This window comes from Ignatzschineria rhizosphaerae (assembly GCF_022655595.1).
Taxonomy (GTDB): domain Bacteria; phylum Pseudomonadota; class Gammaproteobacteria; order Cardiobacteriales; family Wohlfahrtiimonadaceae; genus Ignatzschineria; species Ignatzschineria rhizosphaerae.
The window spans coordinates 518,318-539,880 of the sequence record NZ_CP093379.1; the positions used below are offsets into that span (position 1 = coordinate 518,318).

A 21,563-nucleotide genomic window follows, 5' to 3' on the forward strand; every position below is an offset into this window, starting at 1 on the left:
TGGAAGAGATGGAGTTTGTCATTGAAGAGATTGAAAGCTCAAAATCAGCCTTAAAAAATAAAAAACGCATCCCCAAGATTCAATTATTTAAAGCGTGGATAACAGACAAGGTTGATCGCTATTTTACGAATATGACGATTCAAAAAGAGCTTTGGCTTGCTGGATTGTCGATGATCCTTTGTCTACTGTTTTTGATAGGGCGTGATGTACTAATAGCGCAAAGGCAAAAAGCTGAACTTGCGTCATTAGATACAAATATTAGAGCGCTATCGCAACAACAGCAACAATTACAAATAGTATTTGCGCCTTTATCGGTGGCGCTTCAAGCCTTATGGCTTCGGACTTATGAAGAGAATATAGCGGATATTTTAGAGGTTATAACCGTTTTATCTTCTGAATTTAAAGATCCATTAATCGTCACGAGTTTACAAAAATATCCCCAAGATCCTCATATATATCTTAATGGAAAAGTGAAAACTTATGAGCGCATTTATCAATTAGAGACTCTATTGGCCGCTAAAAAGTGGCAAGCGATTGTTAATTTGTCGGCAAAAGAGACAGATTATTACCATTATCATGTGCAGATTGCGTTACAAAAGGAGTGAGGGATAGATGATGAATCACGCCTTTTTTATTCGCTTGAGAGCAATATGTAACGAGCTAATCGTTTTTTTAAAACGAGATCTCCAAGATGATCATTGGGCAGATTATTGTGCTTTGAGTCGTGAAGCCCGGCGAGTCTTATTAGTGATTACGTTATCTGTTTTAGTGGTTATATTTTTTATTATTTGGCGTTATTTTTTTGGTCATACGTTATTAACGCGATATCAAGGGCAGCAAAAAGGCTTTAATCAAAAAATAATAGAGTTGTCCCAAAATATTAAGGAAAGAGCCAATTTTTTAGAAAGTGATGCTGTTATCTTGTTTCAGAAGCAACGAGCGTTAGAAAGCTCTGTAAAAACGATTATTTCTGAAGTTCAATTGATGCAACTATTAGAATCAAGCTTAACGGACAATCAATTAATACTTCTCAAGATTCTTCCTCATAAAGCGCAGATGCAGTTAAGAGTGCCTAAACGGCAAAATTTACGAAGTAAGCCTTTACCCCTATCACAAAGGACTCTTTTATCTTATCTGCAGCCGATCTCTTCTGATCTCTTGTTAGCAAATAGTCACGATGTTGATATGCCTTTGATCTCGATGTTGGAGATCCGCCTTAATATTTGTGGTGAATATCATGCTCTCTTCTCCTTTTTGGCAACTATACAGACGCAATTATCTGCATCAACCACGCTGTTATTTCTTGAGCAATTAACAGTTGGTGATAATAGTGAGCGCTGTATTGCTGAGAGTTTAGACTCTAAATCTTTTAAGCATTTTGAGTTAAAGCTACAGTTTTATGATTTTTTAGCGCTTGAGTTGGCATTAGAAAAGGCACTAGAAAAAGAGGAGTATCAAGAAGTTTTACCACAAGTGCCGAGATCATTGCCGGCATTATCAGAGGTTTTACAAGCTCAAATCAGATTAGATAAAAATAAGACTCTAACCCTTGGTGAATCTAAGGAGATGGTGGCATTGATAAGGACTTTATTTCAGGAAAATAAGGGGGAGGTAGCGCCGGATAAAAATACCTATTTATCCGTAGAGGCAAAAGAGAAAAAGCGCTATTGGCAGGTGGGAGAGACAAATCAAGGACTGTATTTAGCAGGAATTATTATTCGAGATCAAAAACCGCTAGCGATTATTCAGAAGAAAAATGGTACCTGGGAAACATGGCAAGAGGGAGAGAATGATGTCTTAACCATTACGTCACAATATTTAGAGCTAAGTCTACCTTGAATGAGATTTTATGGGGGTATTTAGATGAGAGAGCAAAGAGTCATATCACTAAGATGGAATCCTATTATTTTTAAGGGGTTAAGACAGATGCATCATTATTGGCTATATTATGGCCTTTTTTTGAGTCTGTTTTTATTCTCATCACCTCTTTTGGCAAAAATGAGTTCAGCTTTTGATGGGGGCGAACCTGAAAATGAGGGGATATCCTTAATCTCAACTTCGGAGATAAAGGCGGATACTTTTAGCCTCTCCTTTCAAGATGTTAGCTTAACGTATTTAATGATGCTACTTGCCAAAGAGAGTGGGCGAAATATTGTGGTGCATCCTTCGGCTGAGCAGAAGCTAACATTAAATTTAAACGAGATGACGTTTGATGAGATGTTAGAAGTGATCTTGCTCTATACCAACTTACATCAGGTAAAAAGACATGGTGTGATCTTTTTGACGAATGAACGAGAATTCCATCGTTTAGAGAAAGGAGAATTAGTAACAAAAGTGGTGACGCTTGATTATGCCGAAGCTCAAGAGTTATTAGATATGTTAAATAGCCATGCGTTTGATGGTGGGATTGAGCGTTCATACCAAGCCTCAATTGGTGTGGATAAACGTTTAAATCAGCTGATTATTACCGATCAAGCCTTGGAGGTAAGAAAGATTAAGGCGATTATTAAACAGTTAGATAAACCGGCAAAACAGGTGGAGATAGCTGCATATATTGTTGCGGCGTTCGATGATTTTGCCAAGGAATTAGGGGCAAATTGGGGTTTAAATTACCAAAGAGGATCTCAATCTATTGGCGGAAATATCTCATCAGAACAGCAAGGCACAGGAAATTTTGGTGGTAATTTAGGTGCGCTAACATCATTAGGTGTATCACTTCCTACTTTTTCTATGGCCTATATGGTGCTTGGAAATGGGCTTAATTTGGGCTTAGAGTTATCGGCAATGCAATCAGGAGGGCAAGGGGAGATTATCTCTAATCCTATTGTACTGACTACCAGTAGAAGAGCTGCGTACATTAAGCAGGGAAGTGAAATTGCCTATTCAACGAGCTCTAACGAAGGGACTAACACCCAATTTAAGGAAGCGGTGATGGAGCTCAATGTGACGCCACAAATTACGCCAGATCATAAAATTATGATTGATATTTTTATCTCTAAAGATGAAGTATCAGGATATACCAATAAAGGGGAGCCTGTGATTAGTAAAAAGGAGCTGAGCACTCAAGCGATAGTTAGACATGGGGAAACAATAGTACTTGGAGGAATTTATGAATATGAAACCCTCGAAGGATCTCAAGAGGTTCCTTTTTTAAGTAAGCTCCCCTTTTTGGGGAGATTGTTCAAAAAAGAGACAGAGCAACATAAAAAAGCTGAATTACTCATATTTATTAGCCCACGGATAGTTGATACACTGATAGATTGATATTGTTATCAATCTATCAGTAGTTTTGTAATGCATGATTGGGAAGAGTGATGTATTACAAGATGAGTATTTTATCCGGGGGAATTCGTGGAGCCATCGCAGCAATCTAATATTATCTTAATTGGGCCAATGGGCTCTGGAAAATCAACGATTGGTAAAATCTTAGCCAAAGCCTTAGCCTACGATTTTGTCGATAGTGATCAGCATGTTGAATCTATTACAGGTGTCACAATTCCCTACATTTTTGAGATGGAAGGGGAGATAGGATTTAGAGATCGTGAAGAGAAAGCGATCTTAGAGCTGACACAGCGAAGAAATATCGTACTAGCAACTGGGGGCGGCGCTGTTATTCGCCCTGAAAATAGAGCCGCATTAGCCGCAAATGGGATCGTCATTTATCTCAATGTGCCGCCAGAATCTCAATATGAACGAGTACGATTTGATAATCAAAGACCCCTTTTAAAAAATGATGACCCTAAAGCGGTATTAACAGCCCTTTATGAAGTGCGTGACCCACTTTATCGGGATGTTGCCGATTACATTGTTTTTTCAGACAATATCCCCCCGAAAGTCGTTGTTAGTGGTATTATAGAGAGTATTGTTCAAAATAAATTGCCATGCCCAGAATGGTTAGTAGGAAATAGATAAAAAGATGAAAACTTTAACCGTAGATTTAGCAGATCGTTCATACGATATTGAGATCGATAAAAATCTCTTGGCTTCTATTCGTTTTGCTGAAGAGTTTCCTTATGAGCAGCGATTAGTGCTGACGAACAATACGATTTATGCACTGCATTCTGATCGGATTTTATCACTAGTAGATGGCGATCGTGATCGTATTGTGATTATTGAAGATGGCGAGCGCTATAAAAATTTAGAATCTTTTGCGCAAGTTCATACAAGACTGCTTGAGCTTGAGTTTAACCGCCGAAGCTTACTAATTGCTTTTGGTGGTGGCGTGATTGGTGATTTAGCTGGATTTGTGGCGAGCACCTATCAACGAGGCATTGATTTCATTCAAATTCCTACAACCTTATTAGCACAAGTTGATAGCTCTGTTGGCGGTAAGACAGCCGTTAACCATCCTCATGGTAAAAACATGATTGGGACTTTCTATCAGCCGAAAAGAGTATTGATTGATCTCTCCCTTCTTTCAACGTTGCCACAACGTGAATATGTGAGTGGTTTAGCAGAAGTTTTAAAGTATGGCTTTATTCAAGATGCCGATTTTTTAGAATGGATGCGAATTAACTACGAGGCGATTTTAGCAAAAGATCCAGAAGTAATGGCGGAGATGATCTATCGCTCATGTGCTTGTAAGAAATGGATTGTCGATCAAGATGAGCGGGAATCTGGTATTCGAGCCACTTTAAATCTTGGGCATACTTTTGGGCATGCAATTGAAAAGTTGATGAAATATCAAGGGATCTTGCATGGTGAAGCTGTGGCGATCGGGATTAATATGGCAGGTTATTTATCTTGCCGTATGGGGCTTATTAGTAAAAAAGATCAACTCTATATTACTTCGCTCCTTCATCTTTTTGATCTACCTTGTGAGGCACCACAATCCTTTACTCCTCAAGAGTTCTTAAATGTGATGCGATTAGATAAGAAAAATCTAACGCAAAAAATCCGTTTTGTATTACTGGAGTCTGTTGGTAAAGCAATGATCACAGATGATATTCCAGAGGCATATATTATAGAAGCTATAGAATTTGGTACCCCATAGATGCGAAATATAGATCTTTTGCATGATCTTCCGTGGCTAGAGCTTGGGCCAACCGAAGAGGTCATGGGAAGAATTGAACAACATATTAGTACAAATCGCGGTGATTTCTACTCAGTCTATGGCCCATCAGGCTGTGGAAAGACCCGCTTTATGCTTGAGCTTAGTAAACGTTTAGATAGCTTTGATCATATCGTTGCGAGAAACATTACTGCCGGTCAAGACTCAGTATTAGCGCAAATTGCCGGAATGCTCGAAACAACAGAGGATGAAGCGGAAATTATCGCTCGTTTAGAGGAAGTGCCGCCTACTGGGCTTAAAATGGTACTACTTGTCGATGATGCGGATTACCTTAGTAATGAAGAGCTCTCATTTCTTTACCGTGTTAAAGAGAAGATTAATAAGATTAATCGAAAAGCGAATGTTGTCATTGTGCTCTTTATGGATTTAAATAATCAGGATATCTTCTCTAAAGAGCTATTGCTTCATTCTAATAGCTTTACGATTGGGCCGATTAACCTCACGCAAGTTCGGGAGTTTATCGCCCATATCTACCGTTATTTTGGTAAAGAGCCGCACTATACTTTAACAGAGCTTAAGCAGTTGCACGCTTTCTCTTATGGCTATCCTGGGCGCATTGCTAGATTGATTGCGCCTGATTTAGAGCCACGTTTTGTCTTTAAGAAAAAACATGCTTTTTGGGGAATCTTCTTTGTATTATTGATGGCTCTTGGGGGATATTTTGCCCTTTATTATAAGACGCTACTACCTATGCTCGGTATTGAATTACCAATAACGGAATCATCAGTGATTACTCATGATTCTGCGATTACGCCCAGTTATTTCCCAGCAATAGAGGAGATGATTGAAGAGGCAGAGCAGACGAAAGAGGATATTTCACAAGGGATCATCATTATCCAAGATTCAGATAATATCGAGATGCAGGATCAATTGTTAGATGATGTTATCGATGAGATATTAGATGAAACACAGCAAAATGAGTCTCTTTAAGGGGATTTGTGAGAGGTTTTTTGAAGGTTGTTAGATTATACAAATCATTTTGGAAAAATACTTTCACGTTTTAATAAAAAAAATTGAACATTCAAAATTAGCTGATAAAAGTGCTAATAGAACATTTTAAATAATTGAGGAATGATATGGTTCTACTTCGTTTACAAGATATCTCTTTATCCTATGGCGCAAGACCACTCTTAAAAGATGTGAATTTTGCGATCTCTAAAGGAGAAAGAGTCTGTTTAGTAGGACGTAATGGTGAAGGGAAATCTTCACTTTTAAGAGTGGTTTCTAAAGAAGTAATCCCTGATGATGGCGAAATTGTCCAAAGTAGTGATCTTAAAATCGCCAAGCTCGATCAAGAGATTCCTGAAGATTTAAATCATAGTGTTTATGAAGTTGTGACAAGTGGTTTAAGTGCTGTGGGTGCTAAGTTACAAGAGTATCATGCGCTTTTAGAAGCAGGAGATCATGTTGACTTAGAAGCCTTAGGAAAGGTGCAGCAAGAGCTTGATCGTTTAGATGCTTGGACTATTGATTCTCGTGTTTCAGAGACTTTAACCCGTTTAGAGTTAGATGGGCAAAAACAGATGAATGAGCTCTCTGGAGGCTGGATTCGCCGCGTATTATTAGCGCGTGTATTGGTGAGTAATCCTGATTTAATTCTTCTTGATGAGCCGACAAACCATCTGGATATTGAGATGATTGAATGGCTTGAGAAGACTTTGGTCGATGTTTATCAAGGCGCGTTACTATTTGTTTCGCATGATAGACACTTTTTAGATCAAATTGCGACCAAGATTATTGAATTAGATCGGGGGAATCTAACAGAATACCCAGGATCTTATAGTGATTATCAACGTAATAAAGCGATTGAGATTCATAATGAAGAGATGGAAAATGCACTTTTTGATAAGCGCTTAGCAGAAGAAGAGGTATGGATTCGTCAAGGGATTAAAGCAAGACGTACTCGAAATGAAGGACGTGTTCGGGCATTAAAAGCAATGCGCCAGGAGCGCTCTGAGCGCTTAAATCGACAAGGAACGGCAACACTTCATCATGAAGAGGCAAAAAAATCAGGTCGCCGCGTGATTCTTGCGGAAGATGTCTCTTTAAGTTTTGGTGATAAACCCTTAATTAAAGATTTTAGTTTCACCTTAATGCGCGGTGATAAAGTCGGGATTATTGGCCCAAATGGTGCTGGGAAATCAACTCTTGTTAAATTACTGATGGGAGATTTAGTTCCAGATAGTGGTTTAGTGGAGATGGGAACACAGCTTGAGATCGCGTACTTTGATCAGCTTCGTACAAAGCTTGATTTAGAAGCAACCGTGGTTGATAACGTGGGCGAAGGCAGTGATTTTATCGAGATTCATGGTAAAAAACGTCATGTGATTAGTTGGTTGCAAGACTTTATGTTTACGCCAGAGAGAGCTAGAAGCCCTGTGAAATCCCTTTCAGGTGGAGAGCGTAATCGTCTTTTATTAGCTAAACTTTTTGCAAAGCCATTTAACTTTTTAGTAATGGATGAGCCGACGAATGATCTTGATATTGAAACTTTAGAGCTTTTAGAAGAGCTTGTTTCTAATTATGAAGGGACATTGCTCTTAATCTCTCATGACCGTGCATTTCTAGATAGTGTTGTGACTTCTGTCTTAGTATTTGAAGGAGAAGGGCGCGTTGAGGAGTATATCGGGGGTTATAGCGATTGGCATGAACGCATGAAAGCGCTTGCTAAGGCTCAGGCTGATCATTCAAAGCGTCAATCATCAGTGAAGATTGCGGATAAACAGGCCGATCAACCAGCTGCTGCTACACCGAAAGAGAGTATCTCAACAGAAAAATCAACAGTTAAGAAAAAGCTCAGCTACAATGAGGTGCGTGAATTAGAGAAACTTCCAAAACTCATTAGTGAATTAGAGACCACAATTGAGAATTTAGAAGCACTGATTCAATCAGCGGAATTTTATCAGGAAGATCATGCGTATCAATCTGAAAAGTTAACAGAATTAGCCGATAAGAATCAATTATTAGAAGAAAAGTATGAGCGTTGGCTGGAACTTGAAAATAATCAATAGAATTTTTTGCAAAAAAGGGTATGATTTACCTCTATTCTTCTAGGAGAAAGATTAAAATGAAAAAAATGAAATATTTCATGCTATTAGGAGTTGCAATTTTAGCAGTTGGCTGTTCGAAGTTTTCAATGCATCGCGTTGATGTATACCAAGGAAACTATATCGAGCAACAGCGACTGGAAAACCTAAAGCCTGGGATGACAAGATCAGAAGTTCAGCTTCTACTCGGAACACCATTAGTTCAAGATGTTTATGATCCAAGTGTTTGGTATTACGTCTTCTTCCATTCAGATTCTGATGGAAAAGTGAAAGAATCTAAACAGATTCAAGTTCATTTCGATCGTGATGGGCGTTATCAATACTATAATGGGGATATTGGTAATAGTGCTCCCATCGATACCGCTAGTGTAGAAGCTGAGTAGCTTGGCGTATATACTAAGGGATTAAAATGATTTGCTTTATAAATGCTGATAAGCTTTTATGAGGTGAATCATTTTTTGTATCGTTCTTTAAAGATGATAGAGTTTAGTGTTTCTAAGTGGGAAATCTGCACATGAGTCATTTAAAAATATTACTAGCATCAAGGTCACCTCGTCGCCGAGAATTACTTGAGCAACTGGCAATTGACTACGAAAGCGTAGATGTTGAGATTGATGAATCTGTAAAAACACCGATGTTGCCTGAGCTTTATGTAAAAAAAATGTCTGAGCAAAAAGCGATTAAAGCTTTAAGTGAATTTGGGCATCTTCTTACTGATAAGAGATTATTATTAACGGCAGATACCACATTAAGTTATGCTGGGAATATTATTGGTAAGCCTGAGAATCAAGCGCATTTTTTTGATATTATGCGTACACTTTCTAATAAGACACACACGGTTTTTTCAGCATTAACATTAGTTGGGATGCAAAATGGTAAAGAACGTTTTGTCACGATGTTAAGTGAAAGTGAGGTGACTTTCTCAATTTTGCCAGAAGCATTTATTCAAAATTATTGGGCTAGTGGCGAACCTTGCGATAAAGCGGGTGGCTATGCTATTCAAGGAATGATGGCAGGTTATATTCAATCTATTAGCGGGAGTTATTCCGGCATTATGGGATTGCCTTTATTTGAACTGCGAAAAGCATTAGAAGAATTCGATTACTTTATAATGAGCTAAATATTATAAAGTAATTAGGTAGTAAAACGATTAAGAGAAGATATTGTTCAATCATTAAAAATGAAAAGTGCGACAATACCTGATAAGGATTGCACTTGGTACATATATGAATTCATTAGACGATAAGAAAAAACTAGAAGAAGATCCGCAAAAAGCGCTTGAAAAGCCAGAAGTAGTGGAAGAAAATACGATAGAAACTCCCCTTGATGCACCGCTTCTTTATAACGATGTCGTAATCGACGCTTCTGAATTGGATCAAGATCTTGATTTTAAGGTAGAAGATGTTGATGCCAAATCAGATGCGGGAGTCTCATTTAATGCTAATGTCTTAAATGAGGAGTTTGAGGATCCTGCAAGTTTTTCAGCCGTGCCGGCAATGCATGCAGATCAAAAAATCTTAGAGACACGCCAAGAACCGGTAATGAGTGATGGCAATAGTCTAGAACAAGAGGGACACTTTGCAGCAACGGATAATGAGAGTGCTTCAGAAACTAAAGAGCGCGAAGAAGAGGCTGCTGCAGTGCCGCCTAAAAAGCAACGAAAAGGGAGTGTATTAGGTATGGGCTGGTTCCAAGGATTTAATCTATTTATTTGTGGTCTAATCTTTGTTGGGCTTGCGATTTTTGCTTACTTTATTTTTGGGGAAAAGCCTCTTTATACCGGCAAGCTCCCTAAATATGTTGTGATTGAGAATGATGAGTTAGGATCAATGGGGGCATTAAACCCAGCGATTCCAGATGAAGAGCGTCAGGCATATATTTATGTGCCAAAAGTCGAGCGTGTAGATGAAGAGCATATTTTGCAAGATCGTCCAGTTCTAGATACTGCAGATCAAGAAACAAGAATTACTAAAGTAGAATTACAAAGTGGTGATGAGAATTCTTCCAATGAAGCGGCTGTTAGTATTGAGACAGAGCAAGGCTCAGAGCCGGCATTTACCTTATTGTCAGTAGATCATAATGCAGATGGAATTGCTCGTGAAGATTTAGAGAAGGCAGAAGCATTTATTCAACAAGCTGAGATCGCATTCATGCAGGGTAACTATGTCGGCGTTGATGAGACCGATGCTTATTTTCTCTATCAAAAAGCATTAGAATTAGACGCTAAAAATCGTAAAGCAGAGCAGGGATTAGCTTCGATTGCGGATATCTATTATCGCAGTGCTTATGATGCTTTTACTTATGGTAATCAAGATATTGCTAAGCAATATTTGATGATTGGATTAAAAGTTGCGCCAAACCATCGCCCCTTACAAGAGCTCGAAAAGCGTATGGAGCAGCAGTCAAAGCAGCCAGCAATGAATTTTAATTTTAATGAAAATAGTAATAATAATGATTTTGGTGGATTTGAGTTTAATTAAATCCTACACATTTTATTGATAGTGTCATTCGATATGAAAAGAGATCTTTCGAGATCTCTTTTTTTTTTGTGGCTCATGATGAATCAGGATCAGTAAAGTCCTTGTATTAAATAAATCGGCTTATGCATCTTATAGGTGAATAGGAAGTCAAAGTTAGTAAGTAAAATCGCTATTATTGAAAATAATGTATCAGCCGTATAAGCACATTGTTAATGCCGGCAATTGATCTTTCAGAAGCCTATAATTGCTCTTTCCTGCATTTTATAAGTCAGTTTGATTTTAAGATTAGTAAGAAAAGAGTTTCCCTTAAAATTATGGGAAATTAGCGCAAAAAAAGCTTCCCCAAAAGGGAAGCTAAAACTTGCATAGGACTATATTGATTACGCTTTTTCAGTAGAGATTAGCGCATCAACAAACTCATCTGCGTTAAATGGGCGAAGATCGTCAATACTTTCTCCAACACCAATAAAACGAATAGGAATATTGAGTTCTTCAGCAATGGCGAAAATAATTCCCCCTTTTGCTGTACCATCTAGTTTAGTAAATGTAATACCAGAAAGGGGAACGGTGGTATTAAACTGTCGTGCCTGATTAAGCGCATTTTGCCCTGTAGAAGCATCAACAACAAGCATCACTTCATGTGGCGCGGTTTCGTCGTGGCGTTTGATCACGCGATTAATCTTGGCAAGTTCCTGCATTAATCCTGAGTCTGTATGTAAACGGCCAGCAGTATCGGCAATTAAAATATCCATTTTTCGTGCTTTTGCAGATTCCATCGCATCAAAGATTACAGAAGCAGGATCAGCTCCTTCTTTTTGAGAGATAACGGGGATTTTATTGCGTTCACCCCAAATTTCAAGCTGCTCAACAGCAGCTGCGCGGAAAGTATCGCCGGCAGCAAGCATGACAGATTTGCCTTCAGCTTGGAATTTCTTTGCAAGTTTCCCGATCGTCGTGGTTTTACCAACGCCATTAACCCCAATCATTAAGATAACATAAGGTTTATGGTTACTATCAATCACTAGAGGCTTAGAAACAGGCTCTAAAATATCTTTCATCTGCACTTTGAGCGCAGCAAAAAGCTCATCAACATTAGAGAGCGATTTACGAGACACAGAGTCACGAATACTTGTAAGCATCTGATCGGTGACTTTAATGCCGACATCCGCCATTAAAAGGCGAGTTTCGAGCTCTTCAAGGATCTCTTCACTAATCTCTTTTTTACCGAGGAAAAGATCCGCAATACCTTCTGTAAGATTATTACGGGTTTTACTTAATTTACTACTTAAGCGAGCAAAGAATCCTGCTTTTTTCTCTGGTTTCTCTTGAGTTTCGATAGTTTCTGTCGCAACGTCAGTAGTAACTTCTTCTGATGTAATCTCTTTTTTTTCAATTTCTTCAGCAACAGGTTCATCGGCAATGACTTCGATGTCAGCTACTTCTTCAATAACTTCTTCATCAGCAATTGGCTTATTAATGATAGGTTCACTGATTGTTGGTTCGCTACTAACTTGAGCATCTACGATAGTCTCTTCAACTTCCGGTATTGCCTTAATAACGCTTTCTTCGATTGTATCAGTAGCACTTTCAGCAATACTATCTTCAGTATTGATCGCTTTTTCGATCTCTACAGTAGAAGAGGGCACTTCTACTACAATTGTTGGAGCTTCTTCTTCATTTTCAATGATGATTTCCGCTTCAGGCTCTGATGTTTTTGTTGATTCTTCAAGAGTACTAGAAGCACTCTTCGCGGCGTCAACTTCGGTTTTAGCATCATGGGCAATTTCTTCAACGAATCCGTGTTGGGGTTGAAGGGTTTTTGCTTCTGTTTCGTTTGTATTGTCTAAGGTTTCATCAGAAGACTCTTCATGATGTTCACGCGTAAAGGATTCATGGATCTCTTCTTTAACGGCTTCAACAACTGTTTCAGCAACATGAACGATCTCCTCTTTAATAGTGGTAGGCTCTTGTGGCGTCGCTGGTGATTCACTACTAACGGAAACAGCTTCTTCTGATGTTTCAATTTTGTCAGAATCCACTGATTCAGGTGTTACATCAGGAGTTTCTGTGATGGCGGGAGCATCATCTTTTTTGCCACCAAATAATCGACCAAACCAACTTTTTTTCTTCTCTGCCATAATTTTTATCTTTTTAAATGAGGACAATTGTTCAGGTTAAAATTCAAGGGATATTCTATCAGTTTCTTGCAAAGTTTGCTTTGATGCTTCAACCTGCGGGCGCTTTCATGATCTTAATGGGAGTGAGTGACTAATTATTAGCAAATTTGTAAATAGCGCTTGTCAAAGGCAAGTTAATATTGCATTATATGCTTCTTTACTTCAGGCGTATAGCTCAGTTGGTTAGAGCGCCACCTTGACATGGTGGAGGTCGTTGGTTCGAATCCAATTACGCCTACCAAATTTAGGGCCTTTAGCTCAGTTGGTTAGAGCTCTCGACTCATAATCGAGCGGTCGCTGGTTCGAGCCCAGCAAGGCCCACCAACTAAAGGTCGAAACCTCGCATTATAGCGGGGTTTTTTATTGCCTAAAATAAAAATGGCGGGAGATTTGGCGGGATAGCTTTTAATTTCTTAGATTTTTTAACTTAAAAAAGATGTGCTTTTGCGTAACTTGCATACACTTTTAATAGAAATAACTTAAATTTAATAGGCACAACTTAATCAAAGATGAGCTTCCGCTTTTGATACTTCAAACTGAGGTATTTAGATCTGAGCAGTTGGCCAGGATCCGATCCAAAAATAAAGACGAGAAATATTTTGCAATAAAAATCCTCCTCCTCGCGCTCCGGCGGTTAGTATAGGGCTGTTTTTTACAAAGGGAGGATGGCTCTGGAGCTTCTATTGCGCTGCGTTGTTCTTATTATTGCGTGTTACAGAGTATTACGAGCTTTTACAGTAAGTACATTAAGCATTATCTATCACTTTATCAAGAAGCTTTTAGAGAGCCTTTTCTCTTATATAAGTAAGGTGGTGGGGAGTCATCGTAAGAGCGTAATATGCGTAATTTTTTATTTTATTCTTTTAAATCTTAGTTGTATCAATGCTTTTAAGAGGGAGAGTAAACGTAATTTTAGTGTAATAGATAGTAATAATATTATGTAATTTTAAGTCATAGTTTAGATTATTGAAACTCGATAAGAATGAGCCTTTTGAAAGACTGTATTATGTCCATAATGCGTTATTACGCTCTACTATAATGATGAAACAGTGCTAATCAGAGGCTTTTTGACGATTTCATTACGATATTACGCCTCTGCGATGACCCCAAGTCTTTTTTAAGCAGGTATCTCATATTTATTGAATTGAAAGGCTGAAATGCCAAGTTCTCTATTAAAGCTTTCTAAGAGCCTTTGAAGTGGGAGGATCTCATTTTGATAGAAGACTGCAGCATGTTTGCCTGGATCTCCAAAACCGCCGGCATTTTTAGGAGTGATCCCCATTAATACAGGTGGTACACGATGAGCAGTATTAATATCTTCATCTGTAATGCGCTTGATATTAAAGAATTCATCTTTTGCTGCCACTTCTGAAATCGGGATTAACTGAACGCTTTTATCATTCCCTTCAGGGATATTAAGGACAAGGTTCCTAAAGTTACCATCTCCTTTTGTCTTCTGAAGGTTTTCTCGAATATTCTTCATTAATCCTTGATCAATTTTACCATTAATCGACAAAATAAACCCTGCGTGAGAGCCATTTTTATAATATTTAATGCGGAAATAAGTCGCTTCACGATTAAGCGTGGTACTACGAATTGCGGAAAGGTAAGAAGGGCGGCCATAGATATTTTGGATAGAGTCGTAACTGGCAAATAGGGCGATATCTTTTTTCTCAAAATATTTCGGATTATCATATTCATTAGGGCGAACAAAATAGTATCCCTCTTTTCGAGCGACTCGCATGTAGTAAGTCATGAGATGTTGAAGGGCAAGGGTATTACCGAGTTTAGACGGAATCCTCAATAAAAAAGCGCTGCCATAAATTAAATAATCCGTGATAAAGCGGTTAAAGTCGATCACGGAGAGATATTCATTTTCTTTGAAAATAGAAGTGATAATGCCGGCTTTAAAATTGAGAGATGATTCGTGTAAAGAGGCGGAGTACATTGCCAGATTCAGTTGTTCATAACTGTATCTAGGCGGGAAATAGAGATCATGATGATAATGATCCCCTCCAATTAAGAAATCATAAAACTCTCTATCACTAATTTTTTGTTGTGTATCGAAGGTAAATACCTGATTTTCATTAGTTACTGCTTGCGTCATTATACCCATGCTCCAGTTGCTTGATTGTCTTCTGTTGTTGTGCCGTCTAAGTTGATATAGCTAAGTCCATACATGATTGCCCACGAGAAGTCTGCGTGAGCCGTTTGAGAGGTTCTTACTGTTTCATAAAGAATGATATTTCGACCTGCTTTTGGTCTGATTGCGAGATATGATTCAAAGACATCTGTCCAATCTTTATCGAATCGTAATAATTGATCTCTAAAGAAATTGCGCATTTGCAGGACGAGGAAGCCCTTAAGTGTCGGATTACCATCGATCTTTCTAACAGGAATCATTTTGCCAATGAGCTGTTTTTCAACTCGTGCATGGACTGCTGCACCAACCCCATTGCCATCAATAGCAATGTGTTTGACGTTATAACGAGTGGTAAGATCAATGACCTTGTCCGCTTGATCGTCGTAGTCTTCCCCAAACCAGTTAAACTTCTCAATCACTCTATGGTAAGGGTGATCTTTGGTAGGAAGTGCGATGACGACACATGCAGAGATATCGAGTTCTTTTGCCGGATCAAAGCCAATAACAACATCTTTATTACCGTAAGGTCTATCTAATCCTTGAGAGATCCAAACATCTGGCCAATCTTCAAATGGATCGATCATACAGCGCATGATCTGTCTTGCATCAAATGCCGAGTTACCATGCTTCATCCAAATACCTTGGAAGAGCATCGGGTAAGTTTCGGGATGCCGGCGTTTTAAGCGTTCAATGCTAATGAGATTGTTGCCTTGTGCAACAGCATCTTCAAGCGTGATGATTTTACGATAGATCCCATCGCTACAAAGAATCCCTTTTCTTGCCTCATCGTAGGTAAACTCAACTCCTTTTCGCCCTTCAGTAATTCCCATCCAAAAGTTGTAAGAAGGATGTGATTCATGGCTTGGTGTTGAGCTCATGACAATATTGTATTGTTTGAGCGTTGCACAGGCTTTTACGACTTCTGTTAAATCCTCAAAGTCGAGCATCCATGCGTATTCATCAACAGTAACATCACCCGTGAAGCCTTGCGCGGTACGATAGTTTGCACCTAAGAAATCAATGATTGCCCCATTGGGTAATTGGATCCGTTCAACCCCTTGGACTTTTACCCCAAAGATTTCATGAATCAAACGCTTAATATCATCACGTGCTTTAAATGCCTGGCGTTGTGATGAAGAGATATAAACCTGATCATGCCCAAGATTAATCGCTCTTCGTAGCGCTCTACCTATCGCAAGTGCCCAAGTAAAGCCAGTTTGACGACCTTTTAGAACAACCGCTTGTCCATCTGAGGTTGGTAGTTTAAGGATAGATTCTGTTTCATAAATAAAGTCTTTCTGATATTGGAAGGCATTTTCCTCCCAGTAGGCATTGATCTTCTCTTTAAACTCTTCAGGATCGATCTTCATAAACGCCTTAATGCGTTTCTTATCTTCCTTTTCCTCTTCACGGACAGGAAAAAAGAGGTTCTTTAAGGTCTTACAAACTCGATCAAATTCTTTGTAATCAGCATTGCTCTTATTCTCTTTAAAGAGCAGATACATATAGCGAAGCTCAGTACAGGATTGAAGCCTATCAAATGTTGTTTGATTCTCCCATTTTTGATTATCACGCCAATAGGCAACAGTACTCACGGCGGTATCTAGCCGTTTTGCAATATCGCTCAATGTCCAACCGGCAAAGAATAGAATTCTTGCTTGGTGGTCTTTGGGAAGGGTTAAAGGGGGTAAATCAATCACAGGCGTTCTCTTTGTTTATCTCATTTATCAATCATGAAAATCATTGTCTGCGTTTAACTAAAAGAACGGAATTGAATGAATCTTGGATTATTTTTTAGAAAATCTCTCAAATCTCCCATTAATCAGGGGAATAGAACATTTATTCACAAAATAATCCAAGCTTAGATAGATGGAAAAAGTATTGCAAAACGATGAATATGTGCTTCAAGGCTTGGTGAGCACAGATTATTAACAATTTTGGAGACAAATTCATGAGTGAAGCAATTCGACACGGACTAAAGAAAACGAAGTTTTTCCGCGTAGCTGTGTCTGGTAAAACGGTTGATGGCCGTGAAATTACAGCTGATCAGATTGACCAAATGGCAAGTACCTACAATCCTGAAACGTATGGTGCACGCGTGAATATCGAACATATTCGCGGTTATATGGTTGATTCTGAATTCAAGATGTATGGTGATGTGATTGCCCTAAAAGCCGAAGATGTGGTGATTAATGGTGAGAAGCGCCGTGGGTTATATGCGCAGTTTGCGGTATCTGAAAACCTGATTGAGATTAATCAGAAATCCCAGAAGATCTATTCATCTATTGAGATGATCCCTAATTTTGCAGGAACTGAAAAAGCCTATTGTATTGGTTTGGCTGTGACGGATTCCCCTGCATCGCTTGGCACTGAAGCCTTACAGTTTTCTAAAAACTTTAATGTCTCAACATTTACAACGGATGCGCTTGAGTCTGAATTATCTTTTGAATCAGCCGAAGCTTCTAATGAGAATTCAGAAATGCAAAAGAACTTTTTTACTGATCTTGTAAAAAACCTTTTTAAGAAAAAGGAATCTTTTGCTCGTGCGGATCTCGAACAGGCATTTACTCAGATTGCCGAAGCATTTGAAACGCATGATGCGGATCGAGTCACGCAATTTAAGGCGCTTGAAGAGAAGTTTGATGCACTGCAAAAGTCCCATGATGAGCTTTCTACAAAAGTTGAAAGCTACAGCCAAACGCCGGCAGTTAACAAGTTTAATACTCCTAAAATTTCTGGCGATGAGTCAGATGTTGAAGAAGCCACATTTTAAGGAAAGAAAACATGGCAAAAATAATTTTATCTAAGGAAGCGACACAGCTTTCTACCCAATATTATGAAACGCAATCTGATTTACACGGTGTTTCAGTGGAAGCAATCGAATCTGGTGCGCACTTTACCCTTGAGCCTGATAAAGAGGTGGAATGGGTCACAGCGGTTCAAAATAGTAATGCCTTCTTATCCAAGATTGATGTTGATACTTGTGAAGCACAAGTTGTTGATAATATCGGTGCTGAGGATATGGATTTAGCTTCTGGCCGTACTGATACGGAGAGTGAAGATCGTCAAACGACGAATCTTGCAGGCTTGTCTAATATTCGTTATACCGCCGAAACAACGCAACATGATACGCATATCTCGTTTAAAGAATATAACAATTGGGCACGACGCAATCGTAAGTTGTTCCAACGTTATATCAGCGAGAAGCGTGCAGCATCAAAAGGAAACGATATGATGAAGATCGCTTGGCATGGTGAAAAGGTTGCGAAGAAAACTGATAAAAAAGCCAATCCATTAGGCCAAGACGTTAATATCGGCTTCCTCCACCGTATTAAAACTCATTTTCCAGAAAATTATATCGATGGTACTGCTGAATCGATCACTATCGGAAAAGGCGGTACTTATGAATCATTAGATACGGCATTAATTGCCATGCGAGCAATGATTCCAGAGCATCTTCGTGATGGGTTAGAGCTTTATGCAAGTGAAGAGTTCTTTGTTGACCGTGATATGAAGATGGTTGAGAAAGTGACGATTACAGAAGCAGGTAATCAGAGCTTACAAAAAGTATTTACCACAGTTGCCGGCGGTGTTCATGCCGAAACACCACCATTTTTCCCCGAGGGAACGCTGTTATTAACATCGCCTAAAAACCTCGCGATTAGAACTCAGGAAGGCTCAGTCCATATTGGTATGGTGAAGAATCATCCCCGTTCTCGTGAAGAGTTCTATCACGAATCTAATGAATTCTTTGCTGTTAAGAATTACGAAAAAGCAGTGGTACTTGTGAATGTAAAAGTTGTCAGTGAAGCAGATGAGAAGACTGGGGGTTAATCATGCCTTTTCGATTAAAAAAAATCAAAGAACGTAAAGCTGCTGCGACTAGATCGCAGCAAGCCCTTGAAGCTGATATTGAGACAAATTCCTTGCTACGTGATTTAAGAGCAGATCTAATCGTTTTGAAAGGGTTTGATGCAACAGCTTATAAGATCGCTTATAAAAAAGAGCGTATTAATCACTATTTGCCGTGGGTGAGTGGACTGATTGAAGGGGATAGTGGTCTTGAGGATAAGATCCTCCAATACATGCTTGTTTGGTCCATTGATATTGGTGATATTACCCATTTCTTGCAGATTGCAAACTATATGGAAAAGCACCAGTTACAGCCACCTTTTGAAACAAAACTACCAACTTTTGTTTCGGATAATGCTCGCGATAATATCGAAAGCCTCTCTATTACAGATGCGGAAAGTATCGCTCAGTTCTTAGATGGCAAAGATGTGCAGCAAAATTCTCATGCGACATTCTTACGTCTTTTAGGTGAAAAAATCTTAGATGATAAGGAGCTTGATGACTTAACTACCGATGATATTTCACAGGCTGAAAAGGTGAGTACTTATTGGCATGAAGCAGTAAAGTTAAAAGCAGACATTGGCATTAAAAAACGTCTTGAAAGCCTTGATAAGAAGCTTATCGAGTTAAAGGCCGAACCTGCTGAATAGTTTTATCGCGTCTCGCGCGCCTTGGGGGCTTGCGCAAGAGCTGACGAGTATTCACTTAAAGGCTCGATGCGCATCCACCCCCAAACCTAATTAAGAGAGGAATGAAATGGGGTTTATTGCGAAGTCTGAATCAAAAAAGAATCTTGAATTACATCTTGGAAGCTTCTGGCCATCCATTGATATTCAAGACTTTAAACAGAAAGCTCGTGTACCGACCTTTGTAGATGATGAGGCCGCATTTCATTTCTTACAACGAGCAGCGCTTGTCTTCTTCAATGATGTTGGATTATACGCACTGAATCAAAGAGAGCAGGGCTATAACACCTTAGCAGAAGTGCCCTCAGAAATGATCGGAGAGCAAACAAAGCAAGAGATCCTCTTTGAAGCCGCTATTTTTGCCTATACGAAAAAACTCATTGTGGACCACTATCAAGATATCGATCTCACTCGTAGAGCGGGTGAAGACAAGCTCAAAGAGGTTGATAACTCAGCAAGTGCTTGGAGTGCAGAATATTTGAAGAATGTACGGATGTTTCTTAATGAGCCCACTTCATTTGTAGGTTTGACATGAGAAAGGTTGTGGCATCTGGTTTTGAAACGATTGATGGTTGTCTTTATCGGCATCAGATAAATGCAAGCTTAGAAGATGTCTTGAAGCTTGAGAGTAACCGTCATTTAGCAGGTTTGCCAAATATTGTACCGGCAAGAACCGTGATAAATGTGCCCCTTGATAAGCCAGTTGTTAAAGAAACAGTGAATCTATGGGATTGATGGGAATTGGAAAATGGAAATGAATTTAAGCAAGTATCAAGAAGCACGCTTTCAAGCCTTTACAGATGAAGTCATCAAGATTGAAGGCGGTTACGTGAATGATCCAGATGATCCAGGCGGTGAAACGAATTATGGGATCACAAAGCGTTTAGCCAATCAATATGGTTATACAAAGCCGATGACTGATATGACAAAGAATGAAGCGAAAGAGATTTATCGTTTAGCTTTTTGGAACGATTCTCTTGCCTCAAACATCATGAATGATGCGGCGTTCAATATCTATCTGCTCTCAATTCACTCCGGGCATAAGCAAGCGATTTTGATTCTGCAACGTGCTGTGGGTGTGAAAGATGATGGAGTTGCCGGCGTTGACACCCTCAATGCTATTTCAAAGGCAAATCAAGCATTACTGATCGAAGCATTAAGTTACTGGACGTTAGATTTCTACGTCATTATCTCGCCAAAAACTCGCTATAAATACTTGCAAGGATGGCGAAATCGCTTGCAAGCAAGCCGTAGCATTCAATGGAAGGAGCGTATCAATGAATATGAAAGATTACTTTAGAGTTATTTTAATGACTTTTGCACTGGCAACCGTTGCGATCGTTGTCTCAGCTTGTAGCAATCCTCGTCCGGATATCAATTACGGCGATAAAGCAGAATCAGGCTATTGCGAAAACTACGAGATGAAAGAGATCTTATCGAGTGATAGCAATGATGAACGACTCAAGAAGCTACGGGATAACACGTACTTCCAAGGAGTTTGCTCATGAGAGAGCAGTTATTTGAGTGCTTGAAGAATAGTAACGAGCGCATTGATAGCAATAAAACTCTTGCATTCCTTGGGGCAATTGTTGGGGCAATCGTTTTGATTATCTCAGCATTGCAGAAATATCCTGGCATCGAATGGCTTTTATCCGTCTTTTTAGTTGCAACAATCGGGCAATTGCCGAGTAAAGGACTGCGAGATTTAGCTGAAATCAAGTTAAAGAAAGGGGAAAGCCATGAAGATTAGTAGGCCCGAAACAGTCGTGATGGATATTGTGATTGCTATCTTACTAGCGATATTCATAGGTGTCGCAACGCTGATTTATATAAAGGGCTGCTGATGGAGCGAATGAAGAAATGGCTGAGTTCTTTAGCCTTTGCCTTGTCTGTGGTCTTCCTCTGGCTCTTTAAGCGTGAGCAATCAAAACGTGAAGCTGTTGAGAAAGAGCTCGAAGCGAGTCAATTAGAAAATAGTGCTGCAAAAGTAAATGAGAAAGCCTTGGAGATAAAACGAGATGTTAAAAACAACAATATTCGTGATCCTAGCGATCGTGTTGAACGGATGCGCCGCAAAGGTCATTTACGAGATTAATCCTAATCTCTG

The 21,563-nt window shown here is 39.2% G+C and carries 22 protein-coding genes and 2 tRNA genes; 21 read left to right on the forward strand and 3 right to left on the reverse strand.

Annotated features, from left to right (window positions below):
* The first annotated feature begins 8 nt into the window (after positions 1–8).
* The 10 genes from MMG00_RS02300 to MMG00_RS02345 all read left to right on the forward strand — a co-directional run bounded on the left by MMG00_RS02300 (position 9) and on the right by MMG00_RS02345 (position 10,598).
* Positions 9–605: a hypothetical protein gene (locus MMG00_RS02300; RefSeq protein WP_242150798.1), complete on the forward strand. Its 597-nt coding sequence runs from the start codon at positions 9–11 to the stop codon at positions 603–605.
* A 7-nt stretch (positions 606–612) separates the two neighbouring features.
* Positions 613–1,839: a hypothetical protein gene (locus tag MMG00_RS02305; RefSeq protein ID WP_242150801.1), complete on the forward strand. Its 1,227-nt coding sequence runs from the start codon at positions 613–615 to the stop codon at positions 1,837–1,839.
* An 87-nt stretch (positions 1,840–1,926) separates the two neighbouring features.
* Positions 1,927–3,264, forward strand: a complete 1,338-nt coding sequence (gene pilQ / locus MMG00_RS02310) for a type IV pilus secretin PilQ (RefSeq protein WP_242150805.1) — start codon at positions 1,927–1,929, stop codon at positions 3,262–3,264.
* 87 nt (positions 3,265–3,351) lie between these two features.
* Entirely contained in the window at positions 3,352–3,912 is a 561-nt protein-coding gene (aroK, locus tag MMG00_RS02315; protein WP_255837340.1) for a shikimate kinase AroK, read from the forward strand.
* A 4-nt stretch (positions 3,913–3,916) separates the two neighbouring features.
* Entirely contained in the window at positions 3,917–4,993 is a 1,077-nt protein-coding gene (aroB, locus tag MMG00_RS02320; RefSeq protein WP_242150808.1) for a 3-dehydroquinate synthase, read from the forward strand.
* A complete protein-coding gene (locus MMG00_RS02325) occupies positions 4,994–6,001 on the forward strand; it encodes an ATP-binding protein (RefSeq protein ID WP_242150810.1) in 1,008 nt (335 codons plus the stop codon). It begins immediately after the preceding gene.
* A 146-nt stretch (positions 6,002–6,147) separates the two neighbouring features.
* Positions 6,148–8,082 carry an ATP-binding cassette domain-containing protein gene (locus tag MMG00_RS02330; RefSeq protein WP_242150812.1) on the forward strand — a complete coding sequence of 645 codons (1,935 nt, stop codon included), beginning with the start codon at positions 6,148–6,150 and terminating at the stop codon, positions 8,080–8,082.
* Positions 8,083–8,138: 56 nt separating this feature from the next.
* Positions 8,139–8,501: an outer membrane protein assembly factor BamE gene (locus MMG00_RS02335; RefSeq protein ID WP_242150816.1), complete on the forward strand. Its 363-nt coding sequence runs from the start codon at positions 8,139–8,141 to the stop codon at positions 8,499–8,501.
* A 131-nt stretch (positions 8,502–8,632) separates the two neighbouring features.
* The gene (locus tag MMG00_RS02340) at positions 8,633–9,238 is read left to right on the forward strand and encodes a Maf family protein (protein WP_242150820.1); all 606 of its coding nucleotides are present in this window, start codon (positions 8,633–8,635) and stop codon (positions 9,236–9,238) included.
* 106 nt (positions 9,239–9,344) lie between these two features.
* Positions 9,345–10,598: a tetratricopeptide repeat protein gene (locus tag MMG00_RS02345; RefSeq protein ID WP_242150822.1), complete on the forward strand. Its 1,254-nt coding sequence runs from the start codon at positions 9,345–9,347 to the stop codon at positions 10,596–10,598.
* Between the two features lie 380 nt (positions 10,599–10,978).
* Here the strand turns inward: MMG00_RS02345 and ftsY are convergent, their stop codons facing one another.
* Entirely contained in the window at positions 10,979–12,736 is a 1,758-nt protein-coding gene (gene ftsY / locus MMG00_RS02350; protein WP_242150825.1) for a signal recognition particle-docking protein FtsY, read from the reverse strand.
* A 203-nt stretch (positions 12,737–12,939) separates the two neighbouring features.
* Here ftsY and MMG00_RS02355 point away from each other — a divergent pair.
* Positions 12,940–13,016 (forward strand) — tRNA-Val (locus MMG00_RS02355).
* 6 nt (positions 13,017–13,022) lie between these two features.
* A tRNA-Ile gene (locus MMG00_RS02360) sits at positions 13,023–13,099 on the forward strand.
* 793 nt (positions 13,100–13,892) lie between these two features.
* Here the strand turns inward: MMG00_RS02360 and MMG00_RS02365 are convergent.
* Positions 13,893–14,882, reverse strand: coding sequence for a phage portal protein (locus tag MMG00_RS02365; protein ID WP_242150828.1), 990 nt, complete (start codon positions 14,880–14,882; stop codon positions 13,893–13,895).
* On the reverse strand, positions 14,882–16,618 hold the full coding sequence (locus MMG00_RS02370; protein WP_242150831.1) for a terminase large subunit domain-containing protein: 1,737 nt from the start codon (positions 16,616–16,618) through the stop codon (positions 14,882–14,884). The genes MMG00_RS02365 and MMG00_RS02370 overlap by 1 nt, the downstream gene beginning before the upstream one ends.
* 251 nt (positions 16,619–16,869) lie before the next feature.
* Between MMG00_RS02370 and MMG00_RS02375 the strand changes: the two genes are divergently transcribed.
* The 9 genes from MMG00_RS02375 to MMG00_RS02415 all read left to right on the forward strand — a co-directional run bounded on the left by MMG00_RS02375 (position 16,870) and on the right by MMG00_RS02415 (position 21,551).
* Positions 16,870–17,691, forward strand: a complete 822-nt coding sequence (locus MMG00_RS02375) for a GPO family capsid scaffolding protein (protein WP_242150835.1) — start codon at positions 16,870–16,872, stop codon at positions 17,689–17,691.
* An 11-nt stretch (positions 17,692–17,702) separates the two neighbouring features.
* On the forward strand, positions 17,703–18,752 hold the full coding sequence (locus tag MMG00_RS02380; protein ID WP_242150839.1) for a P2 family phage major capsid protein: 1,050 nt from the start codon (positions 17,703–17,705) through the stop codon (positions 18,750–18,752).
* 2 nt (positions 18,753–18,754) lie between these two features.
* Positions 18,755–19,420, forward strand: coding sequence for a phage terminase small subunit (gene gpM, locus MMG00_RS02385; RefSeq protein WP_242150842.1), 666 nt, complete (start codon positions 18,755–18,757; stop codon positions 19,418–19,420).
* Positions 19,421–19,526: 106 nt separating this feature from the next.
* A complete protein-coding gene (locus MMG00_RS02390; protein WP_242150845.1) occupies positions 19,527–19,991 on the forward strand; it encodes a head completion/stabilization protein in 465 nt (154 codons plus the stop codon).
* Entirely contained in the window at positions 19,988–20,191 is a 204-nt protein-coding gene (locus tag MMG00_RS02395; protein WP_242150848.1) for a tail protein X, read from the forward strand. The genes MMG00_RS02390 and MMG00_RS02395 overlap by 4 nt, the downstream gene beginning before the upstream one ends.
* A gap of 13 nt (positions 20,192–20,204) precedes the next feature.
* On the forward strand, positions 20,205–20,756 hold the full coding sequence (locus MMG00_RS02400) for a glycoside hydrolase family 108 protein (RefSeq protein WP_242150850.1): 552 nt from the start codon (positions 20,205–20,207) through the stop codon (positions 20,754–20,756).
* The gene (locus MMG00_RS02405) at positions 20,734–20,964 is read left to right on the forward strand and encodes a hypothetical protein (protein ID WP_242150853.1); all 231 of its coding nucleotides are present in this window, start codon (positions 20,734–20,736) and stop codon (positions 20,962–20,964) included. Before MMG00_RS02400 ends, MMG00_RS02405 begins: the two co-directional genes overlap by 23 nt.
* Positions 20,961–21,206 carry a DUF2644 domain-containing protein gene (locus MMG00_RS02410; RefSeq protein ID WP_242150856.1) on the forward strand — a complete coding sequence of 82 codons (246 nt, stop codon included), beginning with the start codon at positions 20,961–20,963 and terminating at the stop codon, positions 21,204–21,206. The genes MMG00_RS02405 and MMG00_RS02410 overlap by 4 nt, the downstream gene beginning before the upstream one ends.
* Positions 21,207–21,308: 102 nt before the next feature.
* A complete protein-coding gene (locus MMG00_RS02415) occupies positions 21,309–21,551 on the forward strand; it encodes a hypothetical protein (protein ID WP_242150859.1) in 243 nt (80 codons plus the stop codon).
* The last annotated feature ends 12 nt before the right edge of the window (positions 21,552–21,563 follow it).